At 63.7% G+C, this 21139-nt stretch carries 13 protein-coding genes, 1 tRNA gene and 1 pseudogene; 6 read left to right on the forward strand and 9 right to left on the reverse strand.

Translation table 11 applies throughout. The annotated features are described in order from the left end of the window. The 5 genes and pseudogenes from Q319_RS28280 to Q319_RS25585 all read left to right on the forward strand — a co-directional run. A pseudogene (locus Q319_RS28280) lies at nt 1–306 on the forward strand (hypothetical protein); the annotation flags it as partial. A 593-nt stretch (nt 307–899) separates the two neighbouring features. Next, a complete protein-coding gene (metH, locus tag Q319_RS0113050; protein WP_029482935.1) occupies nt 900–4676 on the forward strand; it encodes a methionine synthase in 3777 nt (1258 codons plus the stop codon). Beyond that, a complete protein-coding gene (locus Q319_RS0113055) occupies nt 4673–5413 on the forward strand; it encodes a methylenetetrahydrofolate reductase (RefSeq protein WP_029482936.1) in 741 nt (246 codons plus the stop codon). Before metH ends, Q319_RS0113055 begins: the two co-directional genes overlap by 4 nt. A 157-nt stretch (nt 5414–5570) precedes the next feature. Next, nucleotides 5571–7115 (forward strand): catalase, encoded by a 1545-nt coding sequence (locus Q319_RS0113060; protein WP_051655370.1) that lies wholly within the window; start codon nt 5571–5573, stop codon nt 7113–7115. Between the two features lie 69 nt (nt 7116–7184). Further along, nucleotides 7185–7634, forward strand: a complete 450-nt coding sequence (locus Q319_RS25585; RefSeq protein WP_051655371.1) for a Fur family transcriptional regulator — start codon at nt 7185–7187, stop codon at nt 7632–7634. 51 nt (nt 7635–7685) lie between these two features. On the opposite strand, the gene Q319_RS0113070 is transcribed toward Q319_RS25585, so the two are convergent. The 9 genes from Q319_RS0113070 to Q319_RS0113115 form a co-directional block, all read right to left on the reverse strand. Then, nucleotides 7686–8984, reverse strand: a complete 1299-nt coding sequence (locus Q319_RS0113070; protein ID WP_029482939.1) for a DUF4139 domain-containing protein — start codon at nt 8982–8984, stop codon at nt 7686–7688. Between the two features lie 106 nt (nt 8985–9090). Then, nucleotides 9091–10122, reverse strand: coding sequence for an ABC transporter ATP-binding protein (locus Q319_RS0113075; protein ID WP_425387990.1), 1032 nt, complete (start codon nt 10120–10122; stop codon nt 9091–9093). After that, nucleotides 10119–11177, reverse strand: a complete 1059-nt coding sequence (locus Q319_RS0113080) for an ABC transporter ATP-binding protein (RefSeq protein ID WP_029482941.1) — start codon at nt 11175–11177, stop codon at nt 10119–10121. Before Q319_RS0113080 ends, Q319_RS0113075 begins: the two co-directional genes overlap by 4 nt. 73 nt (nt 11178–11250) lie before the next feature. Further along, nucleotides 11251–12399: an ABC transporter permease gene (locus tag Q319_RS0113085; protein WP_029482942.1), complete on the reverse strand. Its 1149-nt coding sequence runs from the start codon at nt 12397–12399 to the stop codon at nt 11251–11253. 6 nt (nt 12400–12405) lie between these two features. Beyond that, nucleotides 12406–13386: an ABC transporter permease gene (locus Q319_RS0113090; protein WP_029482943.1), complete on the reverse strand. Its 981-nt coding sequence runs from the start codon at nt 13384–13386 to the stop codon at nt 12406–12408. 126 nt (nt 13387–13512) lie between these two features. Then, the gene (locus Q319_RS0113095; RefSeq protein ID WP_029482944.1) at nt 13513–15291 is read right to left on the reverse strand and encodes an ABC transporter substrate-binding protein; all 1779 of its coding nucleotides are present in this window, start codon (nt 15289–15291) and stop codon (nt 13513–13515) included. A 288-nt stretch (nt 15292–15579) separates the two neighbouring features. Beyond that, entirely contained in the window at nt 15580–15804 is a 225-nt protein-coding gene (gene secG, locus Q319_RS0113105; RefSeq protein ID WP_029482945.1) for a preprotein translocase subunit SecG, read from the reverse strand. Between the two features lie 33 nt (nt 15805–15837). Next, nucleotides 15838–15952 (reverse strand) — tRNA-Leu (locus Q319_RS27160). Between the two features lie 439 nt (nt 15953–16391). Next, on the reverse strand, nt 16392–17765 hold the full coding sequence (locus Q319_RS0113115; protein ID WP_029482946.1) for an MFS transporter: 1374 nt from the start codon (nt 17763–17765) through the stop codon (nt 16392–16394). Nucleotides 17766–18335: 570 nt separating this feature from the next. Between Q319_RS0113115 and Q319_RS0113130 the strand changes: the two genes are divergently transcribed. Further along, nucleotides 18336–20714, forward strand: coding sequence for a PcfJ domain-containing protein (locus Q319_RS0113130; RefSeq protein WP_156039333.1), 2379 nt, complete (start codon nt 18336–18338; stop codon nt 20712–20714). Nucleotides 20715–21139: the final 425 nt, after the last annotated feature.

Consider the following 21139-nt stretch of genomic DNA (forward strand, 5'->3'; position numbering starts at 1 on the left):
AGCAGTCTGACCGCAAATGAAACCCTTGCGATCTATCAGAAACGATGGCCCGTAGAAGAATTTCACAAATCACTCAAGCAAAATGCCTCTCTTGGGAAGTCGCCTGCCAGTACACCTGCATGTCAGATCAAACACATTCTCTGTTCATTCTACGGACATATCAAGCTGGAAAAATTGAAAATCATCCGCAAGGAAAATCACTTTGCGATGCGAACAAAGATGTATATCGCCGCTCTTAAAACTTCATACGAGGAATTACAAAGGCTGAGGCAGCAATCCGAGAATTTTCAAAACTCTGCCGCGTAAGGTCAGTTCATTATTCACGCAAATCGTAGTCCCGGTGAGGTTGGTCGTTTTCGCGGAGGCCATGCCAAAAATCAATAAACAGCTCACAGATAGGAATGTAAGGCGTGATTTCATATTATTCCCCCTTTCCGACCGGAAAACAGCGCCATGATATACATGGTTTCGACCAGTTCTGCCCCTCTCAGGATGGGTCAGGTTATAAAGACTTATATCTCAGAACTCTTACGAGACAAACGCCAATTTTGCCTAGGTTATTGGCTCTTGGTATTGATCCATCAACCTGTCCACCCCACCCCCCTTTTGTCCCCCCCACGCCGCGCTATCCTCCCCTATCGCGCCTTCAAAGCGCGGTCATCCAGAGCGTTCGAGGGTTTTTTCTGCCCACCGACGACGCGGCAACCCGCCCCCATAACGGCAATGGTGCCTGACAGAAAAGCCTCCTGCTGGGGTGCGCCGACGATGGCGCGGGCAGGACGCGATGGCCGGAATCGGGCGCTATGTGTTGAATTTGGGCGCATCAAGACTCTCAGGCCGCACACGCGGTCTGTTTTTTTATCAACACTGTGTTTTGATTACACACCCAGAGGTGAACCATGAACAGGGACATTCGCGCTGCGGCGCGTGAACGAATCTTGGTGCTGGACGGCGCATGGGGCACCATGCTTCAGCGGGCCAATCTGAATGAGGCCGATTTCCGCTTTGAGGGCGCAGACCCCCTGCGGATGTACCGGGGCAATTTTGACCTGCTGCAACTCACCCGCCCCGACGTGATCCAGGGCGTTCACCGCGAGTATTTTGCGGCGGGTGCGGACATTGCCAGCACCAACACCTTCAACAGCACCACCATTTCCCAGGCGGATTACGGCACCGAGGCCCTGGCCCGCGCCATGAACGAGCAGGGCGCACGGCTGGCCCGCGAGGTGGCCGACGAATTTGAGGCCCAGGACGGCAAACCGCGCTGGGTGGCCGGGGCCATCGGGCCGACGAACCGCACCGCCACCTTATCCCCGGACGTGGAAAGGCCAGAATTCCGCAACGTCACCTTTGACAGTCTGGTGGAAGCCTACGCCGCCGCCGCCGAGGGCTTGATCGCGGGCGGGGCCGACTTGCTGCTGCTGGAAACGGTATTTGACACGTTGAACGCCAAGGCCGCACTGTTCGCCTGCGAGGAAGCCTTCGCACGCACAGGCAAGACGCTTCCGGTGATGCTGTCCGGCACGATCACCGACGCTTCGGGGCGCACACTGAGCGGACAGACGCCGGAAGCCTTCGTCATCAGCACGGCGCACGCCAATCTCTTCAGCCTGGGGTTAAATTGCGCGCTGGGCGCGGATTTGTTGCGGCCCCACCTGCGGGCGATTGCGGCAAATACCGAAACGCTGGTCTCCGTTCACCCGAATGCTGGCCTCCCCAACGCCTTTGGCGAGTACGACGAAACCCCCGAACACACCGCGTCCGTGCTGGCCGACTTTGCCCGCGAAGGGCTGGTCAACATCGTGGGCGGCTGCTGCGGCACCACCCCCGAGCATATCCGCGCCATTGCCAACGAGATGGCGAGGATCACGCCGCGCACCGCTGCCAAACTGCCGCCCTTCCTGCGTCTGAGCGGTCTGGAAGCGCTGACGGTCACGCCGGAACTGAATTTCGTCAACGTGGGCGAACGCACCAACGTCACGGGCAGTCCGCGTTTCAACAAGGCGATTCTGGCCGGGGATTACGACACGGGCCTCAAGATCGCGCGGCAGCAGGTGGAGAACGGCGCGCAGATCGTGGACATCAACTTTGACGAGGGGATGCTGGACGGCGAGGAAGCGATGGTCAAATTCCTGAACCTGCTGGCCGGGGAGCCAGACATCAGCCGGGTGCCGCTGATGCTGGACTCGTCTCGCTGGGACATTCTGGAGGCGGGCCTCAAACGGGTGCAGGGCAAGTGCGTGGTCAACAGCATTTCCCTCAAGGACGGCGAGGAGACGTTTCTGGAGCGGGCGCGGCTGCTACGGCGATACGGGGCCGCCGCCGTGGTCATGGCCTTCGACGAGCGTGGGCAGGCCGACAACCTGGAACGCCGCAAGGAAATCACCTCCCGCGCCTACAAGCTGCTGACCGAAGATGCCGATTTCCCCCCGCAGGACATCATTTTTGACCCCAACGTGCTGACCGTGGCGACGGGCATGGAAGAACATGACCGCTACGCGCTGGAATTTATTGAGGGAACGCGCTGGATCAAGGCCAACCTGCCGGGGGTGCTGGTGTCGGGCGGCATCAGCAACGTGTCCTTTTCCTTCAGGGGCAACAACCATGTGCGCGAGGCGATGCACTCGGTCTTCCTGTACCACGCCATTCGCGCCGGGCTGGACATGGGCATCGTGAATGCGGGGATGCTGGCAGTGTACGAGGACATTGAGCCGGAACTGCGCGAGGCCGTGGAGGACGTGATTCTGGCCCGCACACCGGACGCCACGGAAAACCTGCTGGCGCTGGCCGAGAACTACAAGGGCGTCAAGCGCGAGGCCACTGCCCAGAGCGAATGGCGCGAGCGTCCGGTGGCCGAGCGCCTCAAGCACGCGCTGATCTCCGGCATCACCGATTTCGTGGTGGACGATGCCGAGGAGGCATACCGCGAGCTGGGTTCGCCGCTGATGGTCATCGAGGGACCGCTGATGGACGGCATGAACGTGGTGGGCGATCTGTTCGGGGCCGGGAAGATGTTCCTGCCGCAGGTGGTCAAATCCGCCCGCGTGATGAAACGCGCCGTGGCCCACCTGACGCCGTACATGGAGGCCGAGAAGCAGGAGGCCGGGGGCAAGGGCAAGGTGCTGCTGGCGACCGTCAAGGGCGACGTGCATGACATCGGTAAGAACATCGTGGGCGTGGTGCTGGCCTGCAACGGCTATCAGGTCACCGATCTGGGCGTGATGGTTCCCACCGAGAAGATTCTGGACGAGGCCGAGCGCATCGGCGCGGACGTGATCGGCCTGAGCGGTCTGATTACCCCCAGCCTGGACGAGATGGTGGGCGTGGCCCGCGAGATGACGCGCCGGGGCGGCAAATTGCCCCTGCTGATCGGCGGGGCCACCACCAGCCGGGCGCACACGGCGGTCAAGATCGATCCGGCCTACGCCGGACTGGTGGTGCATGTGCTGGACGCCAGCCGCGCCGTGACCACCACCGCCGACATCCTGGCCGATCCGGCGGGCGTGCAGGCGCGCATCAAGGTGGAATACGACGCCCTGCGCGAACGCCACGGCAAACGCGAAGTGCGGCTGATTCCGCTGGAAACGGCCCGCGAACGTGCGCCGCGCGTCTCCCCCGCCGTGCCGCCCGCGCCGCGTGAACCGGGACGCCAGATCATTGAACAGCCGCTGACCGGACTGCTGGATTACATAGACTGGACGCCATTCTTTATCGCCTGGGAAATGAAGGGCATTTACCCCAACATTCTGACTGATCCGCTGCGTGGAGAGCAGGCCCGCACCCTGTTTGAGGACGCCCAGACGCTACTGCGCCGCGTGATTGACGAGGGATTGCTGACCGCCAGAGGCGTGATCGGGTTGTGGCCCGCCGAGCGGCGCGGCGACGACATCGTGGTGGAAGTGGGAAGTCACAGCGATACGCTGGACCACCAGACCCATGAAATCGCCGCTGGACGCGAACCCTTGCCCGAAGTCGCCGTCCTTCACACCCTGCGCCAGCAGCGCGATCAGGCCACCCCTAACGGCGCACTCGCAGACTTCATCGCGTATCGGGGCGATCATATCGGAGCTTTCGCCGTCGCCATTCACGGCGCGGAGGAACTGGCGCGCGAATTTGAGGCGGATCACGACGACTACAACTCCATTCTGATCAAGGCGCTGGCAGACCGACTGGCCGAAGCCTTCGCCGAGAAACTGCACCGCGACGTGCGCGTCAAGCACTGGGGCTACGCGCCCGACGAAACGCTGGACAATACCGATCTGATCCGCGAGCGCTACGACGGCATTCGCCCCGCCCCCGGCTATCCGTCCCAGCCGGACCACACCGAGAAACGCACCCTCTTCTCGCTGCTCAATGCTGGGGAAATTGGGCTGAAACTCACCGAGTCCTGCGCCATGACCCCCGCCGCCGCCGTGTCGGGCCTGTACTTCGCCCACCCAGAAGCGCGGTATCTGGCCGTGGGCCGCATCGGGCGCGATCAGGTGGAGGATTACGCCGGGCGCAAGGGCTGGGATGTGGAGGAAGCGGAGCGCTGGCTGGGGCCTTTGCTGGCGTATGACCCTGCGGAGCAGTCCAAGGCTCAAAAAGCTGAAGAGTTCAGGGAAAACACTGCCGGATCGCCTGGACCACCGAACCCTCAGACCCTGGAACCCGCCGCCGCAGGTGTCCCCCAGTGACCCGCATCTCCATCGAACTCGTCCCCCGCTCGCGCTCCGGTTTAAGGGCCGAGCTGGCAACAGTGGCCGAACACCTGCCCGGCGCAGACACCATCAACATTCCCGACTTTCCGCGCTTTTCCACGCGCTCATGGCATGGCTGCGGCTTTGCCCGCCCGCGTTACCGGGCCATTCCGCACATTCGGGCCGTTGATCTGAATCCGCGTGAGCCGTTGCCGATGGCCGAGCATCTGGAAGAACACGGCATCGACGAGGTCATCGTCATCACCGGGGACGCGCCCAGCGACATGCGCGCGAAGGTCTACAACGTGGACGCCGAGGCCGCCATCCGCCGCATTCGCCGGGAATTGCCACACCTGAAGATCTACGCGGGCCTGGACCCCTACCGCCAGTCGCTGTCGCGCGAGCAGGATTACCTGGAGCGCAAGCTGGAAGCCGGGGCCTGCGGCTTTTTCACCCAACCATTCTTCGATCTGCGTCTGATGGACGCCTACGCCGATCTGCTGCCCGAGGGCACAGAAGTCTGGTGGGGGGCCACCTCGGTCACCTCTGAAGGCTCGGAGGGGTACTGGCGCACGCGCAACCATGCGGTGTTCCCCCGGCAGTTTCAGCCCACGCTGGAGTGGAACCGCCGTTTTGCGAGCGAACTGCTGACCTTCGCCCGCGAGCGCGGCCAGCACGCCTATTTCATGCCCATCAAGGCGGACGTGGTGGAGTACCTGGGCGGCATCGTTTAGTCGTCCAAGCAATTCATAGGGGGGTGTTCACCCTTTGTGGTGGACATCTTAATTCATAATCATTATGATTAAGGGGACTGGGTGCGCAGGCGTACGCCCGGCTTTTCCCCATTCCGGCAGCCCGCCAACTGCCACCCCTCCCCAAGGAGTGTTCCCCATGATCGAAGCCAAGAACAGCAAGCAGAAAGACAACGGCGGCCAGACCCTGACCACCCGCCAGGGCCATCCCGTCAGCAACAACCAGAACCAGCGCACCGTGGGCACCCGTGGCCCGGCCACGCTGGAGAATTACCAGTTCCTGGAAAAGATCAGCCACTTTGACCGCGAGCGCATCCCTGAGCGCGTGGTGCATGCGCGTGGAGCGGGCGCACACGGCAGTTTCGAGGCGTATGGCAAGGTGGGCGACGAGAGCATCAGCCAGTACACCCGCGCCAAACTGTTCCAGAGCCAGGGCAAGGAAACCCCCGTGTTCGTGCGCTTCTCCACCGTGATCCACTCGGGCCACTCACCCGAAACGCTGCGTGACCCGCGCGGCTTCTCGGTCAAGTTCTACACCGAGGACGGCAACTGGGATCTGGTGGGCAACAACCTCAAGGTCTTCTTCATCCGCGACGCAGTCAAGTTCCCGGATGTCATCCACTCCCTGAGACCCGATCCCGTGACCAACCGCCAGGACGGCGGGCGCATCTTCGACTTCATGAGCAACACGCCCGAGTCGATGCACATGCTGACCTTCCTGTTCTCGCCGTGGGGCATTCCTGCAAACTACCGCCAGATGCAGGGCAGCGGCGTCAACACCTACAAATGGGTCAACGACAGGGGCGAGGGCACCCTGATCAAGTACCACTGGGAACCCATGCAGGGTGTCAAGAACCTGACCCAGCCGGAAGCCGAAGCGATCCAGGGCAAGAACTTCAACCACGCCACCGAAGACCTGTACGACGCCATCGAGCGCGGCGACTTTCCCCAGTGGGAACTGCGCGTGCAGATGATGACCGACGGCGAACACCCCGAACTGGACTTCGATCCGCTGGACGACACCAAGATCTGGCCTGAAGACCAGTTCCCGATGATGGCGGTAGGCATGATGACCCTGAACCGCAACCCCGAGAACTACTTCGCGGAGGTGGAGCAGGCCGCCTTCGGCACCGGCGTGCTGGTGGACGGGCTGGACTTTAGTGACGACAAGATGCTGGTGGGCCGCACCTTCTCTTACTCAGATACCCAGCGCTACCGCGTCGGCCCCAACTACCTGCAACTGCCGATCAACTCGCCGCGCGCGTCGGTGGCCACCAACCAGCGTGACGGCCAGATGACCTACCGTGTGGACAGCGTCCCCGGCCAGAACCCGCACGTCAACTACGAGCCGTCCAGCATGAACGGCCCGAAGGAAGCCCCGCGTGACCTGCCAGAACACAGCCCGCACATTGAGGGCCGCCTGCAACGCGCCAGCATCGAGCGCACCAACGACTTCAAGCAGGCCGGCGAGCAGTACCGCGCCCACGATGACCGGGAACGCGACGATCTGATCAACAACCTCGTGGCGAACATCTCGGCAGCCACCGAGGAAGTGCAGGCCCGCATGGTGGAGCTGTTCACCCAGTGCGACGCCGATTATGGCCGCCGCGTGGACGAGGGCCTCAAAGCCGTCCGCGAGGATAAGAAAAAGACGGAAGGCAAGCGCGAAGCCCAGATGGCCTGAAGCTGGTCAGCAGTGGAAGAACGGTGTGAGATTTTGCACTCTAGAATGGGGTCATGAACGTGGTGTGCCATGACCCTCGCTGAACTCCAGCGGCATCTGGAACGGCGGGGCCTGCGCACCACCCAGCCCCGCCTCCGGTTGCTGCAATTCTTCTCTCACACCGACGGGCACTTCACGCCGGAGGAGATCGCCGAACGCTTCCGGCTGGCCGGGGAACCCATTCCCATCGCCACGCTGTACCAGAATCTGCGCGTGTTCAGCGAGCATGGACTGATCGGTGAAGTGATCGGCCACAGCGGCGAGGTGCGGTACGACACCAACCTGACCCCGCATTCGCATCTGCGGTGTGACCATTGCAGCAAGCTCCTGGACGTTTTCCTGAGTCTTCCTGACCTGCAACCTCAGGGTCAGGGCCACGACTGGCAGATCACCGGGGCCAGGGTGGAGTTGCAGGGTATCTGCCCGGACTGTCAGGCGGCAGACTCTCTTCAACTGACGCCGACACTCGAATCAGACTGAAGAATCTCCGCCACAGCATTCGCGCTCTGGCGGAGGTTGTGTTTTCTCAGCTTACGAGTTGTCCACCACCACCGTGAAACTCTTGCTGGCCTTGCCCTTGGCGGGAACGTCCACCTTCAGGCTGGCAATGCCTCCGTTCTTGGTGGGCGCGGCGCTGTCGATGATGATGACCCGCCCGCCGACGCGCTCAGTGATCTCGGCTCGTATGGAACGGTCCTTGCTGCTCTCGAAGGCATAGGTGACCTTGTAAGTGGTCTTGACCACCTCACCCTTACTGTTTTTGGCCTGATTGACGGTCTGCACCGTGCGGGTGTATTCCACATCGGGGTCATCGCCCAGACTGAACTCCACCGTGCCGCCCTCGCGGGTTTCGTCCAGTCGGGTCTGGCCCACCAGACGGCCCTCCTCGCGCACGGTGATCGGGCCAGCGGGCAGGCGGGCGTCGGCCTTGAAGCGGTAGGAACGGTCCAGCGTACCCGTCTGGGTGGCGACATTGAAGTAAGTGTTGAGACCCACGTAGCGCTCGAAATTGGTCAGCTTGGGCGTCAGGAACGGCAGGGTCACCACGCTGTTGGCGGGCAGCGTGAATGGGGTGGACAGCGCGTAGCGGTACAGGCCGCGCAACTCGGAGCCGCCGCTGATCTTGGGGGCCTGCGAGGTGATGGGGGCCGGGGCCGCCCGCATCACCATGTCCGCCGCCTCGAAGTTGGCCTGGGCGTTCGGATTGGCCTGGATACTCACGTCGCCGGAATACAGTTCGGTGTCCTTCACGTCGTACGGCAGTTCAGTGGTGTTGCGAATGTCGGCCAGGGCGGAGAGTTGCGCGCCCGCAGTGCTGGCCTTGAGCGTGTAGCGCGGCGACCAGCCCACGCTGCGGGTCAGGTAGACCAGCGTGCCGCTTCCCGCTTTCGGCAGGTTGTAGGTCAGCGTCTGCGAGGGGCTGACGGGATTGGTGGGCGGCGGTGTATCGAAGCGCAGTTGCTCGTAACGCACGTTGAAATACCGCCCTGCCGCATCCTTGACCAGCAGATCGCTGGCACGGACCAGGGTCACAGGTTCGGTCTTTTCGCCGTCTGGCGTCGCCTTGACCAGATACACCGTCTTGCCTTCCAGCCCACTCAGCCAGTTGGCCTCCAGCTTCTGCACGGCGCTGCCGAAGGCCAGCCCGTCCAGTTCCAGCGAGCCGGGCAGCACGTTCTGCCATGCCTGCTGCGGCAGCGACACGTTCAGCGTATTGCCCGTACTGGTCACCGGCTGCCGCACCTCAGCGAATGAGGGATAGATACGCAGGTTGGTGGCATTTGCCGTTCCCAGAGCCAGGGCAGCGGCCAGCAGCAGTGTCGTTTTCATACACGCATAGTTGCCGATGCCACTTTATGAGATATGAGAGGGCCAGTCAGACAGGAATTAGAAAAGTCCGCCCCACGCGGGAGGCGGACTGTTGGTGGTCAGGAGCCTACAGGATGTCGTCGCGGATACAGGCCTTGTAATGCTGGGGGGCCACCTCGCGCAGCTCGGGCACGATGTTGGCACAGTCGTCGATGGCGTAGCGGCAGCGCGTGCGGAACACGCAACCCGAAGGCGGGTTGATCGGGCTGGGAATGTCCCCCTCCAAGATGATGCGCTGCCGTTTGATGGTGGGGTCCGGCACCGGCGCTGCCGAGAGCAGCGCCTCGGTGTAGGGGTGCTTGGGATTGTTGTTCAGCTCATGGCTGGGCGCAATCTCCATGATCCGGCCCAGGTACATCACGATAATCCGGTCACAGATGTACTCCACCACCGCCAGATCGTGCGCGATGAACAGCACGGTCAGGCCCAGCTCTTCCTGAAGGTCCTGAAGCAGGTTGACCACCTGCGCCTGAATGGACACGTCCAGCGCCGAGACCGGTTCATCGGCCACGATGAACAGCGGGTCCACCGCCAGGGCGCGGGCAATGCCGATGCGCTGGCGCTGACCACCGGAAAACTCGTGCGGGTAGCGGCGCATGTGTTCCGGGCGCAGGCCCACCTTTTGCAGCAACTCGGCAATGCGGTCAATCCGGCCCTTGCCCGGATTGAGGTTGTGAATCTGCATGGCCTCGCCGATGATGTCCGAGACCGTCATGCGCGGGTTCAGCGACGCAAAGGGATCCTGGAAGATGATCTGCATCTCGCGGCGGTAGTCGCGCATCTGCCCCTTGGACAGCTTGGTCACGTCAGTGCCGTTGAAGATCACCTCGCCGCCGGTGGGTTCGATCAGGCGCAGGATGGCGCGGCCTGCCGTGGTCTTGCCGGAACCCGACTCGCCCACCAGTCCCACGACTTCACCGCGCGCCAGCGTGAAGCTGATGTCGTTGACGGCCTTGACGTTGCCCACCACGCGCGAGAGCAACCCGCCACGAATGGGGAAGTACTTTTCAAGGTTCTTGACTTCCAGCAGCGTTTCGCCCTTTTGCGTCATGCCGCGCGAATCGGCGGCAGAGGTCCGGGCCACTGCGGGAGCGGTCATGCGGTCACCCCCTGATCGGCCTTGGCAAATTCCTGCCAGCGAATACAGCGGGCCATGTGGCCGCCGCCAGTGTCTTCCAGGGCGGGCACCGCCTTGGAACAGTCGGGGATGGCAAACTTGCATCTCGGCTCGAAGGCGCAGCCGGGGGGCAGGTTCAGCGGGTTGGGCACGTTGCCGGGAATGGCTTCCAGGCGTTTGCGTGGCGTACCGGGAACGTGTGCGTCGATTCCGGGGCGCGGGATGCTGTTGAGCAGGCCCATGGTGTAGGGGTGACGCGGCGCTTTGAAGATCTCCACGACATCGCCCTCTTCCACCACGCGTCCGCCGTACATGACCACCACGCGGTCCGCCATCTCGGCCACCACGCCCAGGTTATGGGTGATGAACAGGATGCTCATGCCGATGTCTTTTTGCAGCTTGCGCATCAGGTCCAGAATCTGCGCCTGGATGGTCACGTCCAGCGCCGTCGTCGGCTCGTCGGCAATCAAGAGCGCGGGGTTGCAGCTCAGGGCCATCGCGATCATCACGCGCTGGCGCATCCCGCCGGAGAGCTGATGGGGATACTCGTTGACGCGCTTTTCGGGGGCGGGGATGCCCACGAACCGCAGCATGTCGGTGGCCGCGCCCATCGCGTCCTTGCGGTTCTTGTCCTGGTGCAGCATCACCGCCTCGGCGATCTGGTCGCCCACGGTGTACACCGGGTTCAGGCTGGTCATGGGTTCCTGAAAGATCATGGCAATGTCGTTGCCGCGAATCTTGCGCATCTCGGCTTCGGACAGTTTCACGATGTCGCGGGGGTTGCCGTCGGTCCCGGAGAACACGATCTCGCCGCCCGCAATCTCGCCCGGCGGCATCGGGATCAGGCGCATGATGCTCAGGCTGGTCACACTCTTGCCCGAGCCAGATTCGCCCACCACGGCCAATGTCTCGCCCTTGTTGATGTGGAAGGTCACGCCGTCCACGCTCTTGACGACCCCGTCGTCGGTGTTGAAGTAGGTCTTCAGGCCGTTCACGGCCAGCAGCACCTCAGCCTTATGGGTGGCGTGATCGGTCATTTTTCCTCCATTGTTCGCACGTCTCGCATCATACATGCCTGAGACACAGTTCTCGCTGTTTGGGTCATGGTCCTCACTGCCGCTTGCGCGGGTCGAAGGCGTCGCGCAGGCCGTCGCCCAGAAGCTGGAAGCAGCCCACCGTGAACACGATGAAGAAGCCGGGGATCAGCACCCAGGGCCGCGAGTTCAGGCTGGACAGCCCGCCCTCCTGTGCCTGCGCCAGCAGACTGCCCCAACTGACGTAGGGTTCCACCGCACCGACGCCCAGGAAGCTCAGGCCGGATTCCAGCAGGATGAAGCCGGGAATGCTCAGCGACAGGGTCACGATGATGTAGGTGGTCATGGTGGGCAGCATGTGCCGCCACATCACGCGGTTGTCGCTTGCGCCCAGCGCGCGGGCCGCCGACACGAAGTCCTGCTCGCGCACGCTGAGCAGTTGCCCGCGCGTGACACGCGCCAGCCCGCCCCAGCCGATGAACGCCAGAATGCCCAGGATCACGTACAGCGCGAAGATGGGATTGATGTCCTGCGGAAACACCGAACGCAGCAGCAGCAGCAGAAACAGGTAGGGAATAGCCGAGATCACTTCCACAAGGCGCATGATCACGGTGTCCACGAAGCCGCCGAAGAACGCGGCCAGCGCGCCCATGAACAGCCCGATCACCGTGCTGAGCAGCACCGCCACGACGCCGATGGTCAGACTGATCTGCGAGGCGTACAGCGTGCGGGTAAACAGGTCACGCCCCAGCGCCTCACCGCCAAACAGGAAAACGTTGCAGTCAGGCTTTTCCTGTCCAGTCCCGAATAGATGCAGGTTGCCGGGGATCAGGCCCAGGATCTTGTATTCCGCGCCGCGTACCCCGAAGTAGATCGGGCACTGCTCGGCGGTGGGCTTGTACTCGTTGACGAAAGTGTCCATGTTCAGTTCCTGGCCGTACTTGAACACGAAGGGCCGGGTGAACGCGCCCGTGGCAGGATCACGGAACTCGATGGGCGTGGGCGGATGAAAGCGCGTGATGTTGGACGTGGAGTAACTCGACAACCCATCCGGCGCAATGAATGGAGCGAAGATAGCCAGAACGTAGACCAGGATCAGCAGCACACCGCCGGTCTGGGCCAGCCGATTTTTGCGGAACTGGCCCCAGGCCACGGAAAATTGCGACTGGCCCAGCGAACGGCGATCTGTCTTTTGCGGGGTAGGAGTAGGAGCAGCAGCGGTCATTTCACCTCACCCGACCTTGATGCGTGGGTCGACCACGGCCAGAAGAATGTCGGAAAGGGCGTTGCCGATGATCAGCAGGATCGTGGAAATGACCGTGAAACCCGCGATCAGGTACAGGTCCGACGCGGTGATGGCGGTCAGCAGCATGGGCGTGATTCCCGGATAGGCGTACACCACCTCCACGAACCCTGCCCCGCTGATGGCGGCGGGCAGCAGGCCCCCGATGCCCGCAATGATGGGCAGAATGGCGTTGCGGAAGGTGTGCTTCCAGATGGCGGTACGCTCGCTGACGCCCTTGGCCCGCGCGGTGCGGATGTAATCCGAACGCATCACTTCCAGCATCAGGCCCCGGATCACGCGGGTCAGGCCCGCCGCGTCCGTGATCGCCAGCACCGCCGCCGGAATCAGCAGATGGCTCAGCACGTCCCAGAACTTGCCCAGCGCCGAGAGCTGATCGTAATTGCCGCTGGTCATGCCGCCCAGCGGAATATCCCAGCCGGTGGCGTTGCGGACTTGCAAGATCAGGTAGATCACGATCAGGAACAGGAAGAAACTGGGAAAGCCCAGCAGGAAATACAGCACCACGTTGATGGACTTGTCGCCAAGACTGTTCTGCCGCACCGCGCCGTACACACCGATGGGAATGGCGATGGCGTAGAAAAACACCAGGTTGAGCAGCACCAGATACACCGAGTTGACGATGCGGGGCCAGATCACGGGCAACACTGGCTGGGTGTACTGGAAAGACAGGCCGAAATCGCCCTGCAACAGGTTCTTCATCCAGTAGAAATACTGGACATAGACGGGTCTGTCCAGACCAAAGTTCGCGCTGAGGTTGGCGAGTTGCTGCTCACTGATGCCGGGGTTGAGGCGGGCCGGGGTCAGAAAGTCGCCGGGTGCCAGTGAGATCACGAAGAAGATCAGCACGCTGGCGAGCAGCAGCGTGGGGATGGCCTGAAAAAAGCGCCGGATTAAAAATGGAAACATGCCTTTCTCCGCTCAGCTCTGGGGAATGTTGGTGAGGGGCCGGAAGTAGCAGCGCCCACAGGTCATCAAGAAGGGGGGCAGTCCGCCCACAGCAGACCACCCCCCCGAAGGAAAAACGTGGCTGGATTACTTGATGAAGGTCAGCGCGTTGTCCCGCGCAAGGTAGTACGCATTCATCAGGTCCGCCGGGTATTCGCCGCCCACCCGCTCATTGAACGTGACGTGGTAGTTGGTTCCCACCAGGTAAGTGATGGGCTGGAGTTCGCCCTCGGTCTTCATCAGCGTGCCGCCGATGGCCAGACGCTTGGCCGTGTTCAGCTCGGCATCACCCTGGTAGTACAACTTGGTCATCAACTGTTCCTGACTGGTCAGGCATTTGCCGTCGGTCGGGTTGTTATAGCTGTGCAGGTTGGTTCCACACGGCACCACGTTCTGTCCGAAGGACCACACGTTGTCGCCGCCGGTCAGGCCCAGCAGGATCGCGTCAAAGGGACGGTTCTCGCCCTTGGCGGTCAGTTGACCCACCAGCGTGTTGAAGTCGATGGGCGTGAAGTTCACCTTGACGCCCACTTTCTTGGCCTCATCGGCAAAGATGCGGCCCAATTGCTCACGGGTGGTGTTGCCCGAGTTGGTGGCCAGGTTGAACTCCAGTACCTTGCCGTCCTTGCCGGTCAGGAAGCCCTGGGCATTCTTCTTGGTGTAGCCGATCTGGGCCAGCAGCTTGGTCGCCTGGGCCAGATCGTACTTGTACTGCGGCGCTCCAGCTTTCAGGCCAGCGTCAATCTGCGCTTTGAAAATGGGGTAGGTGCTGAAATACGTCTCGCTGCCCAGGCCGCCCAGCGCCAGCTTGACCATGGCGTCACGGTTGGCGATGTGGCTCATGGCGCGGCGGAAACGCACGTCGCGGAACAGCGTCTGCTTGGCAGGATCACCAGTCTTGTTCCAGTTGTACGTGATCCATGAAGAGGTCGCGTTCGGGCTGACGTTGGCCTTCAGGTAAGCTTTGAGGGTGCCGCCGTCAATGGCCTTCTTGATCTGGGCCAGATCGTCAGCGTTGCGCGGCCCGAACGTATCGGTCTGCCCGGCCAGGTAAGCGGCCAGCCCAGCGTTCAGATCCCCCACGATACGGAAGGAATATTTATCCAAGTAAGGCAGCGCGTTGCCCCTGCTGTCCTTGTTCCACTCGCCGTAGAACTTGTTGGCCTTCAGCACGGCGCGTTCGCCCGCCCTGTAGCTTTCCATGGTCCAGGCACCGGGCGAAACGATCTCGCTCGGGTTGGTTGACAGACCCCACAGCTTCTTGACGGCCTCCGCGCCTCCATCCTTGTACGCCTTGCCGAACACATGGTCGGGCCAGGGCGTGAAGCTCATCAGCACCAGAGCCTTGCTGCTCTGCACCGGGAAGTCAAATTGCAGCGTCATGGCATTAATCTTCTTGATGACAATGGGCTTGTCGTTCAGGAAGAAGTTGTCATAGGTGTTGCTGCCGACCTTGTCGTCGGTGTGGATTTTCCAGGTGGTGATCCAGTCGTCGGCAGTAATGGCCTGACCATCGCTGAACTTCATACCTGGGCGAATCTTGACCACGAAGCGCTTGTTGTTGTTGCTGACCACGGCGGGGCTGTCGGCCATTTTTGGAATGAACTCGTCGTTGCGAGGGTCCTGAGTAAACAGACCTGTGCCCTCAGACATCTGCGTAGGCAGGCTGGGAGACTCAGCGCTGGTGAACGGATTAATCGTCTTAAAATCTGAGATGGTCAGGTTGCGGAATTCGCCGCCGCGCTTGTTGGCGGTGTTCTGCTCGCCGGTCCAGGCGGCGGGGTAGACGAAGGGGGCGGCGACCGAAGTGGTCACGGTCATGGCCAGGGCCAGGAACAGGGCATTTTTAAACGGAACTTTCTTCATGTGAATCCTCCAGAAAAAGGGGTGTGTTCGGCAGCGTTCAAGGTGGTATCTGGAAATGGCGGCGTTCCGGCGGAGGCCGGACGCTTGACCGAGTTGTCGTGGGGTTTCCAGCGCGGTCAATATATGAAGTGGCCTAGTCAAGGTCAAGCATGAAATCGCCTTTCTTTACCTGCAAAAGAATTTGGCTCATAAAACCTATCATTTGAAAGGTAAAAATGGGCAGAACAACCAGTAAAAAAATCCCACGAACAGCCTGCAAAAGCTGTTCGTGGGTTCAAGAAAGGGCAGTCAGCGCGAAACGATGCCGATCAACAGGGCAATCAACATGAAAAATCCGCCCAGGACGCTGGTGATACGGACCAGGCCGCCCTCCACGCCACGCCCGCCCAGCAGCGATCCACCGGAGGCCATGCTGGCAGACAACCCCGCCTGACGCGGCACCTGCAACAGAATGAAAAAGACCAGCGACACGCAAATCAGCGCGAACAGCACGAGAAACAGGTTCAGGATCATGGTTACCTCTTTTTTTAATGTGGTGCTTTGGTGTGGTGCCGATGGGGGGACTCGAACCCCCACGGTTTCCCGCTCGATTTTGAGTCTTAGTGTCGGCCCCGGCACGCGCTTATGCGATAAGCACAAACAATTTACCACATCAGGAGGCCGGTGGCTGGCCCGGCGGCACACGATCGCTGACGCATGGGCTTGTGCTGGGATCCACAAATAAATTAGGTATGCCCCCCAGCTCAGCCGAGGGTCAAGAGCGTCGCCGACACGGCCCCGAGGTGGGCCCTGAACCTGGGCGTGTCCACGCCATGGATCTGAAGCTGCGCCCGCCGCAGGTCAGGCGCGCCGCGCCTACGGTCGGCGCCGGGCCCAGCGAAGAGCCAGTCATGTCCCCGCCCTGTCGGCGTCACGCCTCCTCTGGCTCGTTCCACAGATCGGATCGCCTCCACCGCACTGTGGGGTCTGAGCCTCAACGGGAGGGACCGAGATCCACGAGAAGGCTGATCCAGGGGAGGCATGGCCCGTTCGCGTCCAGACTGAGGCCAGGGCAAAGACGACATGCTCTGCGCCAGGCCCGAACCCAAAGCTTCAGAACTTCAGGCAAGGGTGACAGAAAGAAAGAAACAGTCCCGAAGGACCGGGCGCCTGGAACGGCACACCCCTGAACACCTGAACCGGGCCGACTCAGTCGCTCGCCGCGGCCCCCTGAACGTCGTTTCCTTTCCCATCCCATGTGCCCGCAAGTAGCCCACGAGCGTGAGCAGAGCGGCGAACAGTCCCAGGACGGCCACGGCTGGCGCGAGGCCTAAGGCACCCATCAGCACGACGGCCAGACTCACTCCCACCGGGCGGAGTCCCTGCCCCACCAGGATGCGGGCGCTGTAGACCCGCCCGCGTACTTCATCCGGCGTAAGCCTGGCGAACAGCGTCCCCACCATCACGTTGAGAGGTCCGAAGCACAGCCCCATCAGCAACGCGAGGACGAGGGCCACCCCCAGCGAGGGGGCGTATGCGACGCCGACGATGCACAGCGCCGGACCGATGCAGCCCAGCGCAATCCAGTTCAGGGGATGACGACTGATGCGGCGCCCCATCCAGATCACCATGCCCAGTTCGGCCAGCGCCAGAACCGATCCCAGCAGACCAACTCCCAGCGCACCGCGGTTGTCGGCGCGGACCCAGGACAGGGCCGCGGGCAGCTCCACCCCCACCATCAGGCGGTCGGCGATGCGGGGCAGAAAGACAGCGGTGTAGGGCTCCATGGCGAAGTTCACGCTGGCCAGGCCCAGCAGCGTCGCCCACAGCGCGGGCCGCGCGAGGACGAACGCGAAGCCGAACCGGGTCCGCGCCCACCAGGCGGCCAGGCCCTGCCCGCTGTCGTGGGCATGGGTCACCGCAGGAAAGCGGACCAGCGAGTAGGCGATCAGGGCCACCACGAAGGTGGCCGCGTTGACCCACATCACCCCGGGCGCCCCAATGCCCGCCACCAGGAAGCCGGCGCTGATGGGGGCAAGCAGACCGCTGGTGGTCCAGGTCAGGTTAAACAGGGCCTGGATGCCCTGCAGCCGGTCCGGAGACACGAAGGTGGGCAGCGAGGCCTGCTGCGCCGGGAAGATCACGCTGCCCGTGAAGCCGGTCAGGGCCGCGATGACCACCAGCACGGGGAAGGAGAGCAGGTCCAGGGTGTGGAGCAGCGGAATCAGGCTGATCCAGAAAGCACTGAGGCCATTGGCCACCTGCAGGATGCGGCGGCGGTCCCACACGTCGGTGTAGCTGGCCAGACTGACGGTTCCAAGCAGCATGGCCGCAGTCCAGGCGCCGATCACGGTGCCCGACAGCGCGGGCGAGTTCGGGTAGAGGCGGTACAGGAACCAGGCGAGGGCGATGAAGGTGAGGCCATTGCCGAAAGCGTTGATGCTCTCGCCGATCCACAGGATCAGGATGCGGCGGTCGCGGAGCAGGGAGAACATAGCGGAACCTCAGGAAGAGTGATGCGGGCGCGGGCCACAGGATACGCAGGGACCGCGCATGAACGTCCCGTGGTCATGGACATGCGAGCAGGAAGGGAACCGGACCAGACGGCTGGGCAGGATTGAGGACGCCGACACATCGATGGGCGACGGTGAACACGCTTCGCAAGGCGTCATTAACGGAACCAACCTGCCGCCCTGGGACACCCGGTTCGCGGTGCTGCCTCTGGAGTGCAACGTTGTGCTGCTGGCACGGATACCCGGTCTCGCTGAGCCGCAGCGCCGCGGCAGCACTCGGGCCGGTGGCTTGGCTGAATGACCTTCCCACACCATCCCTCGCTTCCTGTAGGGACGGGCGGGGCGAGGTGTTGCCCGCTGTGCGCCGTGACGTCACGCAGCGGGCATTCTCCTGGACAACATGGCCTACCCCGTCCTAGACCAGCGTGCAGACGTCAGGCCTGAAGGTCCAGATCACAATCAGTTCATGCCTTCCAGTCTGTTCCTCTCCCCTGTCGCGATAAGCCGTTGACACAAAAACACCTCCCTTTTCCTCCTCATATTCAGCACCAGGTGGAGCAGCAGGCCGCGCTGGGCCGCAGTGTCGTTCAGCTGGAACTCTTCCCGGACCCTGTCCATGGGTTTGCAGGTGGCCTGCGGCTGCATGCGGGGCCCCGTTCGGTGCTGGTCGGGCCACTTCAGGCCCATCAGGAACCGCTTCGCCCCTGGCAGCAGTGGGACGCCGGGCATCTGGACCGGGGCCTGCGCGCCCTGCATGCCCAGATCCTGGAAGATGCGCTTGACCTGCCCGCCCTGCTCGCGCCGCTTGAGGCGGCGGACCCGGAAGCGCCGGTCCCCCGCACGGTGCAGCGGCGGTTGCGGCGGATGCTGGGCCTGCGCAGCCTGCTCGAACTTGCCGCCTGCTGGCAGGACGCCGCCGGGCCAGGTCAGGAGCCAGTGGGCTGGCGGGGCCGTCCCAACCGGCCCACCGGCGTCCTGCTCCCCTGGCATGCGCAGGGACATCCCATCCGGGCCAGTCACGCCTGGCACCTGCAGGACCTGCGCCGCTGGCACTGGCCCCGAATGGATGGAGACAGCTGGGCGACGGTCACGGCCCGGCACCTGACGGTGACGGCCCTCTTACAAGAAGATGCACACCCTGCTCCACCGCTGGCCCATGATCTCCGGGAACGCCTGAAGCAGCGGGCAGACCTGGCCGGCGGTAGGCGGGGCCATCAGCAGCGGGTTCCCCCTGCAGTGGACCAGCAGGCAGACGCGTTCGTCTTGCGGGTTCGTGTGGCCCTGGGCGCGGTGCTGGAGCCCGCGCTGCTCGCCTTCATCCCGGAAGAAAGCCGGGCCGCCGTCCTGGGGGCGCGCAATGGGCACGACGCCATGCTCCGGCTGCTCCCCGGCATCGCTCCAGGCCCCGTGGCCGCCCTGACGGCCTCGTTACGCGAGCAGTGGCGGGGCGGCGGTCACATCTGCGGAGAGGCCTCCCGGCCCGCACAGCTCGCGGGCAGCGTCCGAATCCGCCGGGACGCTTGGACGGCCGCCCGGGCAGGCGACGCCCAGCCAGCGCTGTGCCTGGCGGCCGAGGCGGCGGCCGGACCGCTACACGCGCTGGTGCCTGGTCTGCCCCAGATGAATGCAGGCGACACCCGTCTGACTGGCGGACTGGTGGGTCTGGCCCTGCAGGAGGTCTGTGACCTCTTTTCCGGTGTGGCCGCGCTGCCCGCAGAGCAGGACCTGCCGGTGGGCGACGTCTCGGGCCTGCTCACGGGCCGGGGCCAGCTGCGCCTCGGGTCACAGGCTCCGGAGGGCCCGGCGCCGGACACGGCCGCAGGAGAACAGGCGAATGAGGACCCGGAGGCGAAAGGCCACGCGGCGGTCCTGGCCCTGGTGCCTGGACTGGCCACAGCGGTCCGTGTCTTCCAGGCACTGATCGGGACCCATGAGCACCGCCGGGACCACCTGAAAGCACAGGCGTGTGCGGCGGCCGAGATTCAGGAAGCAGAGCTGGATGAGGCGCTGAGCGGGGAGGAGGCCTTTGTGCTGACCCTGGAGGATCAGGCCCTGGACCGTGTCCTGTCGTGGTCAGGCGGCGTGTGGTTCATTCAGGTGGCCCGTCACCCGCAGGATCTGGTCACCGACGGCCGCCTCCTGGCGCATTGCGTGGGCTGGGGCGGCTACGCCCAGGCGGTCCGGGCTGGATCCAGCCGGATTGTTCGGGTCCTGGCCCGCGGCGCGGAGGAGGACACCGCCGCTGCGGTGCTGACCCTGGAATTGCAGTCTCTTCACACAGGCCCGGGACGACAGCGCTGGCAGCTCGTGCAGGCCAAAGGCCTGAAGAACCGGAGGCCCAGTCCGGACGAGGCGGCCCTGCTGACCCTATGGGCGCAGGAGGCCGACGTGAAGCTCACGGCGGGCGGCGACATCAGCGCCCTGGGTCCCGCCGCCCTGCAGGCCCGTCTAACCCGGTTGGCCACCTGCTGGCTGCCGGCGGTCTCACCAGCTCCGCCGCCGGTCTCCGTGGCCGACGGCGTCCGGCAGGCCACCGCCCATCTCGCGGCGTCCCGGGCGGTGTGGTGGACGCCGGCGGCCACCCGCCAGCACCGGGAGAGCCTGCGCCGCGTGGCCCTGCTGGTGGGCCGCGCCCACCAGCACATCCAGGCCGAGCTGACCCGGCTCCACGGGGAGGGTGAGTCCCGCCTCGTCGGCCGCTATGACGCGGGAGACCTGCTGACCGGGACTGGCCTGGTGGAGCTTCCAGCCGACCCACGGCCTCTCTTTGAAACGCTGGAAGCCGACGGCGGGCCGGTGGGGCTGCGGGCCCGGCGCCGCCTGGCGCTCTTTCTTCGCGCTTCGCTGGCGGCAGACGATCATCAGGAGACCCTTGAACTCCGGCGGGGCCAGCGCCCAGGTGAACTGAGACTGACGTTCGAGGGACGCTGACGGGCGAGCCTGCTGGACGTCAGCCTCGATCCGGCCGCCATTGCGGGCCTCCTGGCCCCCGTTCCAGCCCGGCTGCCCCCGGGCCGGGGCGGCCGGCGGCGGCAACCGGCGTTCGCCCTGTTGCGGGCCGTGCTGGATGAACCCCTGGGCGACTGCGCCCCTGCGGCCACCGCAGCCACCGGCCAGGCTGGCGAGACCCTCCGCATTCAGCTGCAGGTCTGGCTGACCGCTTGGAGCCGGCGGCCGCAGGAACAGAACCGAGCGCGCGCCCGGAGATCACGTCCTGGCCAAGCCTGACGTGGACATTCGTTGCCACCGTTGGCAAGCGCCGTGGCTCCAGCCAGTGCGGTCAGGGCATCCCCGGTCATGGGCCAGGTGTCCGAATGCGGCGAGGGCACGCCGTTCAGCCGGTGCCGTGCAGGGAC

It is taken from the genome of Deinococcus marmoris DSM 12784, assembly GCF_000701405.1.
Lineage (GTDB): Bacteria > Deinococcota > Deinococci > Deinococcales > Deinococcaceae > Deinococcus > Deinococcus marmoris.